The organism is Pseudomonas sp. MWU12-2020, assembly GCF_023100605.1.
Classification (GTDB): domain Bacteria; phylum Pseudomonadota; class Gammaproteobacteria; order Pseudomonadales; family Pseudomonadaceae; genus Aquipseudomonas; species Aquipseudomonas fluorescens_H.
The window spans coordinates 479,097-492,381 of record NZ_JALMEX010000004.1; the positions used below are offsets into that span (position 1 = coordinate 479,097).

Sequence of the window (13,285 nt, forward strand, 5' to 3'; positions counted from 1 at the left end):
CTGATAATCCCCGCGCAAACCCCGATTTCACACAGCTTCCAGCGCTTTTCCACAGCAGCCGTAAAGTTACCCCCGAAGTCTGTTGGCGCTTCTGTGGATAACGTGTTCGCCATCCTCTACAGGCCATATGAAATGTGGTCTGTAGAGATTTGATCAAAAAACAGCCAATCACTCCTGCAAATCATTCTTCTGGATAAGTCACGAGTTTTCTTCACAAATCAGCCAGTTATTTTTCCGTTCATCCACAGTTACCCCCATTTGCTGTGCATGGCTATGTGGATAACTTGTTCGCTGAACTTCACTAGCCCCGGCCGGCTTAGTCCAAATAGCAATTGATCAGATTTCATACAGTTCTAAAGCGTTGCCTTGACTTCGATTCCTGCGCTGTCTTCACTGCAATGGCACAAGGACAGCCGTCACTTATCCACATCAGGTTCTGGGAGAACGCATGATGGATAGCCGCCCACACCGCCATCCCCCCTCGCCACGCAAGCGCACGTTACGTCGTGCGGCCAATCAACGCGCTCGTCTGTAGCGACCTCCTGCTTTAACCGCTGTGCTGTCGCCGGGCTCGCCCCGGAGGCCAGGTGCTCGTTCGCCCATTGATTGCAGGCAACCGCAGAGTTGCCCCATCAGCCTGAGAAAGGATCAGTCTCATGACACGCATCGCAACGCCCATCAGCGAGATCAAGGAACACTACGACGTCATTGTCATCGGCTCCGGTTATGGCGGCGGCATTGCTGCGTCGCGCCTGTCCCGGGCGGGTAAGCAGGTGTGCCTGCTGGAGCGGGGCCGGGAGATCCAGCCCGGCGAATACCCCAACACGATGATTGCCGCGACCGAAGAATTGCAGGTGCACGACCCCGACGGCCATATCGGTTCGCGCACCGGACTGTTCGACCTGCACGTGAATGCGCAGCAGAACGTGGTGGTCGGTTGCGGCCTCGGCGGTACGTCGCTGATCAATGCCAACGTCGCGCTTGAACCCGAGCCCGGGGTATTTGATGACCCGCGCTGGCCTCAAGCCGTGCGCGAACACCGCGACACCTTGCTCAAGGACGGTTACGCCCGCGCCCGGGAAATGCTCAAGCCCAATCCGTACCCGAACAACGCGCCGAACTTGCCCAAGCTCGACGCCAACAAAAAGTCTGCGGACTACCTCAAGCAGGGCGCGCATTTCTACAAGCCGCCGATCAACGTGACCTTCGACAAACTGCCGAACAACCTCAACCACGTCGGCGTCGAGCAACTGCCGTGCAACCAGTGCGGCGACTGCGTCTCGGGCTGTAACAACAAGGCCAAGAACACCACGCTGATGAACTATCTGCCGGACGCCTGGAACCACGGCGCGGAGATTTTCTGTCAGGCCGAGGTGCGCTATCTGGAGCGCGATGGCGATGGCTGGATCGTGCACTTCCAGTATCTCGACAGCGGTCGCGAGAAATTCGACGCGCCAACGTTGTTTGTGAAGGCCGATATCGTCGTGGTCTCCGCCGGCACTCTTGGTTCGACCGAGATTCTGCTGCGCTCGCGGGACAAGGGCCTGGTGATGTCCGGTCAACTCGGCGAGAACATGAGCGGCAACGGTGACATTCTCGGCTTCGGCCACAACTGCGAGCAGACCATCAACGGCATCGGTTTCGGCGCGCACTCGGCCAAGGAGCTGCAGCCGGTTGGCCCGTGCATCACCTCGGTCATCGACATGCGCACCGAAGGTGACTGGCGCAGCCGCATGGTCATCGAGGAAGGTTCGATCCCCGGTGCCCTCGGCCGGCCGATGGTGCCGGCGATGGCCGGGTTTGCCGAGATGATCGGTGTGGCCACTGACGACAGTTTCAGTGGCAAGCTCGGCTACAAGGAACGCGAAGCCGAGAGCTTTCTGCGCGGCCCGTATTACGGCGCGCTGCACAACATGCAGACCTACCTGATCATGAGCCACGACAGCGGCCAGGGCCGGATGCTTCTCGACAACAAGGACCAGTTGCGTATCGACTGGCCGGGCGTCGGCGAACAGGAAAACTTCAAGCTCGGCAATGAGCGTCTGTACCAGAGCACCAAGGCGTTGGGCGGGGTCTGGGTCGAGAATCCGATCTGGACCAGGCTGCTCAAGCACAGCATCGTTTCTGTGCATCCGCTGGGCGGTTGCGTGATGGGCGAAGACGCCGCGCAAGGCGTGGTCAATCACAAGGGCCAGGTGTTCAGCGGCGCCAACGGCACTGATGTCTACGCCAGCCTCTACGTGACCGATGGCGCGGTGATCCCGACCTCGCTGGCGGTCAATCCGCTGCTGACCATCTCCGCCGTGAGTGAACGCAACATGGGCCTGCTGGCTGCCGACCGTGGCTGGAAGATCGACTACACGCTGCCGTCGGCACCGCGCAAACAGGTGGCACCACCGACCCTCGGCGTGCAGTTCACCGAAACCATGAAGGGCTATTTCTCCCGCGCCTTCACCGCTGCGCAGAGCACCGATCTGAAAGTCTACGAAGCGGCGGCCAAACGCGGCGAGGCGGACAATTCGCCGATCGACTTCACCCTGACCATCACCGCCAACGACCTCAATCGGATGATCAAGGAGCCGCAACACGCCGCGACCATTGTCGGCACCGTGAATGCCCCGGCGCTGTCGCCGCAACCGCTGACCGCCAGCAATGGCGTGTTCAATTTGTTCGAGCAATTCGAGCAGCAGGTCGACACGCGCCACATGAAATACGACATGAAACTGACCGCCGAGGACGGCAACGACTATTTCTTCAGTGCCTTCAAAACCGTGCCGGAAGACAACGGCGTGCTGAACATCTGGCACGACACCAGCACCCTGTATGTGACGCTGTATCGCGGGCCGGACAAGTCGGGCGAGGTGATCGGCTCCGGGGTGATGCACATTCATCCGACCGATTTCGCCAAGCAGATGACCACCATGAAAGTGCTCAACGCGCGCAACGAGCGCGAGCGCATCGAAGGCCTGGCGCGCTTCGGCAAGTTCTTCGCCGGAATCCTCTGGGAGAGTTACGGCGGAGTGTTTGCCGGTGATGTCTACTTCAATCCCGACGCGCCGCCACGGTTGAAACGGCCGCTGGATGCGCCGACTCCGGCGGTGCATTTCTTCCCCACCGAGGACGGCGTCGAACTGCGCCTGACCCGCTATCAGGCCGGCAGCAAAGGCCCGGTGATGCTGGTGCATGGCCTGGGCGTTGGTTCAAATATCTTTTCCACCGACACCATCCAGACCAACCTGTTGGAGTACCTGTGCAAGCACGACTATGACGTGTGGCTGCTGGATTTCCGCGTGAGCATTCTGCTGCCGGCGAGCAAGAAAGAATGGAACGGCGACCAGATTGCCCAGTACGACTTCAAGGCTGCCATCGCGCAAATTCAGCAGGAGACCCAGGCCAAAGACGTGCAATGCGTGGTGCATTGCTACGGCGCGACCACGTTCTTCATGTCGTTGCTGGCGGGGCTGCAGGGCGTGCGTTCGGTGGTCTGCTCGCAGATTGCCGCTGACACCGTGGTCGCCACCGCTACCGGGTTGAAGGCCGGTCTGCACCTGCCGGGGATGCTCGATGCGATCGGCATCAAGTCGATGACGGCTTACGCCGACAGCAAGGAAAACTGGTTCAACCGCCTCTACGACAAAGCCCTCAACGGCTACGCGCGGATCGAGGCGCAGGGCTATTGCACCAATCCTGTGTGCCACCGCATCACCTTCATGTACGCCTCGCTGTATCGCCACGACACCCTCAACGAAACCCTGCACGACAACCTGCACGAACTGTTCGGCGAGTCGAACATCGAGACCTTCGAGCACCTGGCGCTGATCGTGCGCAAAGGGCACCTGGTGGATTTCAAGGGCAACGATGTGTACATGCCGCACTTCGACCGGCTGAGCATGCCGATCTGCTTCATCAGCGGTGCGGAGAACCAGTGTTACCTGCCAGAAAGCACGCTGAAGACTTACCAGCGAGTCTGCGAAGTCCACGGGCCGGAGCGCTACAGCCGGCATGTGGTGCCGGGCTACGGCCACATCGACTGCATGTTCGGCAAGAACGCGGTGGTGGATGTGTATCCGATCATCCTTGAACACCTGGAGAAAACGGCCCTCGGTTGATGAAGTTTTCCTGTGGCGAGGGAGCTTGCTCCCGCTGGGCTGCGAAGCGGCCCCAAAATCTGAGTGTGCGGTTTTCCTGAAACACCGCATCTGCCGGGTTTACGACGGCTGCGCCGCCGAGCGGGAGCAAGCTCCCTCGCCACAAAAGCTCATCACACAGAGGGACTCTCCTAAGGTCTGCACAAGGAAATGGATGACATGGATACCTGTATCCGCTGGTTTCAACGCTTCATCTGGATCGGCATTGCGATGAACATGGTGTTCGCGATTCCGGCGCTGTTTGCGCCGGGGTTGCTGACATCGGTAGTCGGCCTGCCGCCGCAACTCTCCGACCCGTGGCTGGAAAACGCCGGGATGCTGCTGGTGGGCATCAGCGTGTTTTACATGCCGTCGGGCTTCAACGCGCCGCGCTACGTGGTGCATTCCTGGTTGTGCGTACTGACGCGGCTGATCGCCGTGGTGTTCTGGATTTACCTGATCAATACGAGCATTCAGGGTTCGGTGTTCGTGCCGATGCTGATGGGCGATCTGAGCTTCTTTCTGATCCTCGGCATTCTGCTGTACTTGGGCACCACGCCCGAGCACCGACCATGGGCGTTGCTCTGCGATGGCTGGCGCGAGTGGCGCGCGGCCTGGGCGCGGCAATGGCAGAGCCATGCCTTCAAGGTCGGCACCTTGATCGTGGTGGCGCTACTGGGTTTCATCGGTTACGAAACCTGGTACCAGATGCTGCGCGTGGTGCCGGAGCAGGAATACGCCTCCGACGAAGACCACTACAAATACGCCGCCATCGGCTTGGGCATCGAAGCGCGGATCCCGTATTACCTGTTCGCCGTGCTGCCGCAGATGTGCCCGGAAAAGATGCCCAAACCCGGCGGCTGGGAAGTGTTCGGCTTCCTCTATGAAAACGGCAAGGACCTGCCGATCGGCATGGCCAAGCGACAAATCGGTTACCCGACCGTAGAGCCGAACTGCGCGCTGTGCCACACCGGCTCCTACCGGGCCAATGCCAGCGACGTCGCGGTGAATGTGCCGAGCGCACCGGCCAACACCCTGCAACTGCAAGCCTTCCAGTGGTACGCCTACGATTGCGCCAGCGATCCGAAATTCACTACCGACGCGGTAATGGCGGCGATCAACAGCAAATTCCAGCTGGGCTTTTTCGAGAAGCTCTACAACCGCTACCTGATCATCCCGATGGCCAAGAGCGCGCTGCTCAAACAGAAACAGGCCTATGCCTGGCAGAAGTTGCGGCCCGCTCAGGGGCCGGGCCGCACCGACACCTTCAACCCGACGAAAATGGTGGTATTCGGCTTCCCGGATGACTCGACCATCGGCACCGTCGACCTGCCGCAAGTGTGGAACCAGAAGCCGCGGGAGTCGATGTACCTGCACTGGGACGGCAATAACAACAAGATCCACGAGCGCAACTACGCCGCCGCCATGGCCGTGGGCGCGACCCCGGAATCGGTGCTGCCGCCGAGCTTCAACCGGGTGACCAACTGGCTGCTCGGGCACAAGCCGCCGGCGTGGCCGTGGGCGCTGGATCAAGCGAAAGTCGCGCAGGGCAAACCGATCTGGGAAGCCAATTGCGCCGGTTGCCATGACTTCGGGCGTGCCGACACCGGGCAGGTCACCACCAACATCGATCAGCTCGGCACCGATCCGCATCGGCTGGACTCGTTTACCACCGGTCTGGTGACGGCGTTCCACACCTTCAAGAAACCGCCGTTCGACTTCGGCGCCTATCGCAAGACCCAGAGCTACAGCAACACGCCGACTGACGGCATCTGGCTGCGCGCGCCGTATCTGCACAACGGTTCGGTACCGACCCTGTGGGATCTGCTGCAACCGCCGGAAAAACGTCCGGTGGTGTTCATCACCGGTTCCGACGTCTACGACCCGGTCAATGTCGGTTTCGTCACCAGCGGCGCCCAGGCCAAGGCCTCGGCGGACTTCAAATACGACACGCGGCTGGAGGGCAACCACAACACCGGTCACCTGTATGGCACGACGCTTTCGGACGACGACAAGCGTGCGTTGATCGAATTCATGAAAACCCTGTGAGCCCTTACGGATAGAGGATTACGCCATGTCACTGGTCAGTCATTGGGAACACGAGTACGACAAGGTCAAACTGCGCCTTCACGGCTTGTTCACGCGCATGGAAATGGCCTGGATGAAGCTCATCAGCGAGCTGGAGCCGCAGGAGTTTCAGGCGATCATCAAGCTGCTGCAGCGCGGTCACGATCAGGCGCAATACGTGCTGAAAAACGGCGAGTTGCCGGGCGACGAACCGGCGGTGCCGTGGGAATTGTCCCATGGCCTGTCGATCCTGCGCATCGGCAACGCTGCGCCTTTGCCGCAGTCGAGTGATCAACTGCAAACCCGGGTGCTGAAGGACGGCAGTCTGCTCGGCTGTCGCAAGTGGGAACTGCTCGATCTGCTGTGGAGCGAGGCGCTGCTGAAATGGATCGAAAACCTGCGTCACCACGCGACCTTCGGCACCGATCCGGCGGTGGTGCAGATGGAGCGCGACGTGACCCTGGCGATTGCCGGCGACTGGGGCACCGGCCCCTTTGACAGTCATGCGCCGGCGGTTTCAGTCGCCAACCAGATGCAACTGGCGCAAGCCGATTTCACCATCCATCTGGGTGACGTGTATTACGCCGGCAGCCACTCGCAGGAAGACGTCGACATGGCCGGTTGGCCGATGGGCAGCCACGGTTCCTTCACCCTTAATTCCAACCATGAGATGTACAGCGGCGCCCACGGCTATTTCAAGGAACTGGCCAAGCGCTTTCCGGGGCAGCAGGGCACCAGTTATTTCGCCTTGATCAATGACGATTGGCTGGTGGTCGGCCTCGATTCGGCCTACGCCTCGGATGCGATGAACCTGTACATGGATGGCACCCTGAACGAGCCGCAGATCGTCTGGATGAAGGGCCTGCCGAAACGCAAAAAGATTATGGTGCTCAGCCATCATCAGGGCTTCGACATTTCCGGGCACAACAAGACCGCGCTGTATCAACCGGTGTGCGATGCCCTGGGGCGCGAGCCGGATTATTGGTACTGGGGACATCTGCACAACGGCATCGTCTACGCACAACAGGGCAGTTTGCATGCGCGCTGCGCCGGGCACGGGGCGATTCCATACGGCAACGCCAGCGAGCTGGACGGGCATTCGCGGGTGCTGTGGTCGGAGACGCAGGATGCCAAAGACCCGGACTATCCGCAGCGGGTGTTGAATGGCTACGCGAAAATCAGGCTGGTGGGGGAGGATATTTTTGAGGAGTTTATTGGTGAGGATGGCAGTGTGAGGTGGTCATCCAAGTGAGGCGGTGACCGGACCGGCCTCTTCGCGAGCAAGCTCGCTCCCACAGGTGGAATGCATTCCAAATGTGGGAGCGGGCTTGCTCGCGAAGCTTTTGCCTTTGATCTTAGCCCTGAACCGGGACGCCCTTGAGGTACGGCGCCGGCTCGGCCCCAAGGTTGTTGAGCATCCGCTCGCTGTACCAATCTACGAAGTTGACCACGCCAAACTCATAGGTCTTCGAGTACGGCCCTGGCTGATAGGCGGTGGAGTTGATCCCGCGCTGGTTCTCTTCGGCCAGACGCCGGTCCTGATCGTTGGTCGCGTCCCACACCTGGCGCATGCGTTCGACGTCGTAATCCACACCTTCCACCGCGTCCTTATGCACCAGCCATTTGGTGGTGACCATGGTTTCCTGGGCGCTGATTGGCCACACGGTGAAGACGATGATGTGGTCGCCCATGCAGTGGTTCCACGAGTGCGGCAGGTGCAGGATGCGCATCGAGCCGAGGTCGGGGTTCTTGATCCGGCCCATCAGTTTGGCGCAGCCCTGTTTGCCGTCCAGGGTCATCGACACGGTGCCTTTGAGCAGCGGCATGCGCACGATACGGTTGCGCAGGCCGAAACTGGCGTGGGCGTAAGGGATCTTCTCGGCTTCCCACGCCGCGGCGGAGGCGGCGACGTGATCCTTGAACGCCTGATCGGCGCGCGGGTCGGTGACGTCGTCCCATTCCAGCAGGGTCTTCAGCAGTTCCGGGTGCGACGCGTTGCAGTGGTAGCACTCGCGGTTGTTTTCCAGCACCAGTTTCCAGTTGGCCTTTTCCATCAAGGTGGTGGTGATCGCCACCTTGGTGTTCTCCATGTCGTACGGTTCCATGTAGTGGTTCAGTGTCGACAGGAAGTCATCAATGGCCGGCGGATTCTCCGCCAGGCTGATGAAGATGTAGCCGCCGGCAGTCTTCACGTTCACCGGTTTGAGGCCGTACTGCTTCATGTCGAAGTCGGCACCCATCTCGGTGCCGGCGAACAGCAGACGACCGTCCAGCTCATAGGTCCACTGGTGGTAGTGGCAGACCAGTTTGGCAACCTTGCCCTTGTCGCTGGTGCACAGGCGCGAGCCACGGTGGCGGCAGACGTTGTGGAAGGCGTGGACTACGCCGTCAGCGCCACGGATGACGATGATCGGGTTCTTGCCGACCTGCAGGGTCAGGTAGTTGCCCTTGGCCGGGATCTCGCAAGTCATGCCGGCGATCAACCACTCTTTCTGGAAGATCTCCTGCATGTCTATATCGAACAGGCGCTCATCGCTGTAGAACGGTTGCGGCAGGGAAAAGGTGCGCTCGCGCTCCTGCAGCATCTGTGCGGTGGCCTTGCGTGCGGGTTCTAGCGGATCGCCCAGGCTGATTTTTGCGGTGACGTCCATCGATGTATTCCTCAAGGCCATCTGCGTGGCCGCGAAAGTGGCTGATCAGGGTTGCTACGCAAGGTGTAAAGAATCTGTTTGATGTGAGGCGAGTGTGGGGCCGGCGCTGGGCGGAACCTTATCCATGGGCGACATGGTGCAATCTGTTCCCGACGCGCAACCCCCGGTGGTTGGGGGCTGGTCGCGATAAGCATGCCGATGTCGCGGATAGGTAAACGGGCGGTCTGCGCTATACGCAGAATCGCCACATGAAGGCCGACAGTCGGCCGTGGAGAACAGCATGTCCAACAGCTTCCTGAATCCGGTCACCACCCAGACCTGGGCCAATGGCCGACACATCGTCCGTTGCGTCAAAGTCATCCAGGAAACCTGGGACGTGCGCACCTTCTGTTTCATGGCCGACCAGCCGATCCTGTTCTTCTTCAAGCCCGGGCAATTCGTGACCCTGGAGCTGGAAATCGACGGTCAGCCGATCATGCGTTCGTACACCATTTCCAGTTCGCCGTCGGTGCCGTACAGCTTCTCGGTGACCATCAAACGGGTGCCGGGTGGCAAGGTCTCCAACTGGCTGCACGACACCCTGCATGAAGGCCAGGAGCTGGCGGTGCACGGGCCGGTCGGGCTGTTCAACGCGATCGACTTCCCGAGTCCGAAAGTGCTGTATCTCAGCGGCGGCGTGGGGATCACCCCGTGCATGTCGATGGCGCGCTGGTTCTACGACACCAACGCCAACGTCGACATGACCTTTATCCACAGCGCGCGCTCGCCGAAAGACATCATTTATCACCGCGAACTGGAGCACATGGCGTCGCGGATCGATAACTTCAGCCTGCACCTGATCTGCGAAAAACACGGGCTGGGCGAGCCGTGGGCCGGCTATCGCGGCTACCTCAATCACAAGATGCTCGAACTGATGGTGCCGGACTTCCTCGAACGCGAAGTGTTCTGCTGCGGCCCGACGCCGTACATGACCGCGGTCAAGCGCTTGTTGGAAGCCGCCGGTTACGACATGTCGCGGTATCACGAGGAATCCTTTGGCGCCACACCACCCGAGGCCCGTGCCGACGCGGTGGAACAGGCCGAGCAGGCGGCCGAGGCACCGGAAATCGACGCAGCGGATCTGCATCAGGTCGAGTTCACCGCCTCCGGCAAGAGCATTCGCGTGGGCCCGGGCGAAACCGTGCACGCAGCCGCGGCCAAGCTTGGCCTGATGATCCCGAAAGCCTGCGGCATGGGGATTTGCGGCACGTGCAAGGTGCTCAAGCTCGGTGGCGAGGTGGAGATGGAGCACAACGGCGGGATCACCGAGGACGACGAGGCGGAAGGGTTCATCCTGTCGTGCTGCAGCGTGCCGAAGGGCGACGTGCGGATCGAGTTCTAAGGGTCGATGCAAATCCCCTGTGGGAGCGGGCTTGCTCGCGAAAGCGTCGGATCAGTCGGCAAACGTGTTAAATGACACACCGCTTTCGCGAGCAAGCCCGCTCCCACACGGGAATGTGTTTTCAATCGATGAACAGGTCGGGCATCAGGGTTGCGTTGCTGTCCGGCTCGAATCGGTAATGATCGAATTCGGTCACGCCGTTTTCTCGCAAAATCTCCTCATCAATCAACAGCCGACCGCTGATCTGCCGCCCGCTGCTGCTCAGGATCACATGCGCCGCATCCGCCATGATCGCTGGCGTGCGCGCATGCTTGAACGACTCTCTGTTGCCCAGCTGAAACTCGATCGCCGCCGTGGCAATCATGGTCTGCGGCCACAGCGAATTGACGCTGATCCCGTAATTGGCGAATTCCTCGCTCATGCCCACCGTCAGCATGCTCATGCCGTATTTGGTCACGGTGTAGGGGCTGTACTGGGCGAACCATTTGCTTGCCAGATTCAGCGGCGGCGACAGGTTGAGGATGTGTCCGGCGGATTTCTTCAGATAGGGCAGGGCGGCCTGGCTGCACAGCAGCACCGCGCGGGTGTTGATCTGGTGCATCAGGTCGAAGCGTTTGAGTTCGATGTGTTGCACACCGGTGAGCTTGATCGCCCCGGCGTTGTTCACCAAGGCATCGATGCCGCCAAAATGTTCGTTGGCCTGGGCCAGTGCACTGCGCACCGCATCTTCATCACGCACGTCCAGTTGCAGCGCCAATGCCTTGCCGCCCGCCGCTTCGACTTCTGCGGCGACGCTGTGGATGGTGCCGGGCAATTTCGGATGAGCTTCGGCGCTCTTGGCCGCAATCACGATATTGGCCCCGTCCTTCGCGGCGCGCAGCGCAATCTCACGGCCGATGCCACGGCTGGCGCCGGTGATGAACAGGGTTTTGCCTTGTAGCGACATGCCGATGCTCTTGCTGTTGTTATGTGAGCGGGGGGCTCGACAGACAATGTAGACGAAGTCTTCAGGTGCGAACGAGGAGGGGCGATTGGATTGGGTGAGCTTTTGTGGGAGCGAGCCTGCTCGCGAAAGCGGTCTGTCAGCCGACGTCTATGTCGGATGTGCCGGCCTCTTCGCGAGCAGGCTCGCTCCCACAGGGGGGGGAGCTATCAGGCCGACATCACTTCGCGGATGTCACGGGCCAATTCGCGCACGCGTTCTTCTTCGGTGTCCCACGAACACATGAAACGTGCGCCGCCCTTGCCGATGAAGGTGTAGAAACGCCAGTTTTTCGCGGTCAGCGCGGCGATGGCCGGTTCCGAGAGTTGCAGGAATACGCCGTTGGCCTGCACCGGGAACATCAGTTCCACGCCCGGAATGTCGCTGACCAGCTCGGCCAGCAGTTGCGCGCAGTGGTTGGCGTGGCGGGCGTATTTGAGCCAGGCGTCGTTTTCGAGGATGCCGACCCACGGTGCCGAGAGGAAGCGCATTTTCGACGCCAGTTGCCCGGCCTGCTTGCAGCGGTAATCGAAGTCTTCGGCCAGTTTGTGGTTGAAGAACAGAATCGCTTCACCCACGGCCATGCCGTTTTTCGTACCGCCGAAGCACAGCACGTCGACGCCGGCCTTCCAGGTCAGGTCGGCCGGCGAGCAGCCGAGGAAGGCGCAGGCGTTGGAGAAACGCGCGCCGTCCATGTGCAGGTGCAGGCCCAGTTCCTTGCAGGTGGCGCTGATGGCGCGGACTTCTTCCGGGGTGTAGACGCTGCCGACTTCAGTGGCCTGAGTCAGGGTCACGACGCGCGGTTTCGGGTAGTGGATGTCCTGCCGCTTGAGCGCGACTTCGCGGATCGACTGCGGGGTGATCTTGCCGTTTTCGGTGCCGGCGATCAGCAGTTTCGAGCCGTTGGAGAAGAATTCCGGTGCGCCGCATTCGTCGGTTTCGACGTGGGCGGTTTCCGAGCAGATCACGCTGTGGTAACTCTGGCACAGTGACGACAGCGCCAGCGAGTTGGCGGCGGTGCCGTTGAAGGCGAAGAACACTTCGCAGTCGGTTTCGAACAATTTGCGGAAATAGTCCGAAGCGCGCGCGGTCCATTCATCGTCGCCATAAGCGCGCTGGTGGCCGTGGTTGGCCTGTTCCATGGCAGCCCAGGCTTCAGGGCAGATACCGGAGTAGTTGTCGCTGGCGAATTGTTGGCTCTTGTCGGTCATGGCCGGCTTCCGTGGTCGAGACTCTTGTGAAGGCTCGTGGTCAATGATGGTGCGCACTTTACCGAAGATCTTCCGGGGAGCACACGGGATGTCGCTGTCAGAAAATTACCAGTTTGTTGCCCGATTATGCACGTGACTAAACGCGACGGCGCGCTGGATTTGCTCAAGTGGCTGGCGCTGCTAAGCATGCTGCTCGATCACCTGCGATATGTCGGGATCAGCGCCGATTGGCTGTATGTTCCGGGGCGTCTGGCGTTCCCGTGGTTCTGTCTGGCGATGGCGGCGAACCTTGCCCGGGCCGGTGCGCAGAAGACCGAGTGGCGCTATCTGGGCTGGTTGCTGCTGTTCAGCCTGGTCAGCGAGATTCCCTACCGCTTGTACATTCCTGATCCCGACACCTTGAACGTGATGCCCACGCTGGCGCTCGGTTTGCTGGTGGCGCGAGGGTGGCAGGATCGAACCTTGCCATCGCGCCTGTTGGGCGTCGGTGCCTTGCTGCTGGCGGCGCTGTTTTCGCAGTGGCTGATGTTCGGCGTGTTTGGCGTGTTGCTGCCGCTGGCGCTGCGGTGGGTGATCCGTCGCCCCTGGTACTTCGGCCTGCTGCCGGGGCTGGTGTGTCTGGCGGGGAATCAGTGGCAGGTGCTGTATGAGGCGGCGGAGTTTGGCAACTACGTGGCGGTGTTCGGCATCGCGGCATGCCTGATTGCGCCAATGCTCGGGCTGTTCTTGTTGCGACACTTCAGATCTATCCATCCGCTGCCCATGCGCCGTTGGGCGTACGCGCTCTATCCCCTGCATTTCCTCTTGCTGCTCGCCATTCGCACGGCCTGCACATAACCCCTGTGGGAGCGGGCTTGCTCGCGAAA

Annotated in this window: 8 protein-coding genes; 5 read left to right on the forward strand and 3 right to left on the reverse strand. The window is 60.7% G+C overall.

Going from position 1 to position 13,285, the window contains the following annotated elements; translation table 11 throughout:
* The first annotated feature begins 656 nt into the window (after positions 1 to 656).
* The 3 genes from M0814_RS12575 (at position 657) to M0814_RS12585 (ending at position 7,446) form a co-directional block, all read left to right on the forward strand.
* Positions 657 to 4,109, forward strand: a complete 3,453-nt coding sequence (locus M0814_RS12575) for a GMC oxidoreductase (RefSeq protein ID WP_103484859.1) — start codon at positions 657 to 659, stop codon at positions 4,107 to 4,109.
* 198 nt (positions 4,110 to 4,307) lie between these two features.
* Positions 4,308 to 6,176, forward strand: a complete 1,869-nt coding sequence (locus tag M0814_RS12580; RefSeq protein WP_103484826.1) for a hypothetical protein — start codon at positions 4,308 to 4,310, stop codon at positions 6,174 to 6,176.
* A gap of 25 nt (positions 6,177 to 6,201) precedes the next feature.
* Positions 6,202 to 7,446: a metallophosphoesterase gene (locus tag M0814_RS12585; RefSeq protein WP_103484825.1), complete on the forward strand. Its 1,245-nt coding sequence runs from the start codon at positions 6,202 to 6,204 to the stop codon at positions 7,444 to 7,446.
* Between the two features lie 103 nt (positions 7,447 to 7,549).
* Here the strand turns inward: M0814_RS12585 and gbcA are convergent, their stop codons facing one another.
* Positions 7,550 to 8,845 carry a glycine-betaine demethylase subunit GbcA gene (gbcA, locus tag M0814_RS12590; protein WP_003228971.1) on the reverse strand — a complete coding sequence of 432 codons (1,296 nt, stop codon included), beginning with the start codon at positions 8,843 to 8,845 and terminating at the stop codon, positions 7,550 to 7,552.
* 280 nt (positions 8,846 to 9,125) lie between these two features.
* Here gbcA and gbcB point away from each other — a divergent pair, with 280 nt between their 5' ends.
* Entirely contained in the window at positions 9,126 to 10,226 is a 1,101-nt protein-coding gene (gbcB, locus tag M0814_RS12595) for a glycine-betaine demethylase subunit GbcB (protein ID WP_103484824.1), read from the forward strand.
* A gap of 121 nt (positions 10,227 to 10,347) precedes the next feature.
* Here the strand turns inward: gbcB and M0814_RS12600 are convergent, their stop codons facing one another.
* Positions 10,348 to 11,172 (reverse strand): NAD(P)-dependent oxidoreductase, encoded by an 825-nt coding sequence (locus tag M0814_RS12600; RefSeq protein WP_103484823.1) that lies wholly within the window; start codon positions 11,170 to 11,172, stop codon positions 10,348 to 10,350.
* 206 nt (positions 11,173 to 11,378) lie between these two features.
* Positions 11,379 to 12,419, reverse strand: coding sequence for a low specificity L-threonine aldolase (locus tag M0814_RS12605; RefSeq protein ID WP_003228968.1), 1,041 nt, complete (start codon positions 12,417 to 12,419; stop codon positions 11,379 to 11,381).
* A 126-nt stretch (positions 12,420 to 12,545) separates the two neighbouring features.
* Here M0814_RS12605 and M0814_RS12610 point away from each other — a divergent pair, with 126 nt between their 5' ends.
* The gene (locus M0814_RS12610) at positions 12,546 to 13,256 is read left to right on the forward strand and encodes a TraX family protein (RefSeq protein WP_103484822.1); all 711 of its coding nucleotides are present in this window, start codon (positions 12,546 to 12,548) and stop codon (positions 13,254 to 13,256) included.
* Positions 13,257 to 13,285: the final 29 nt, after the last annotated feature.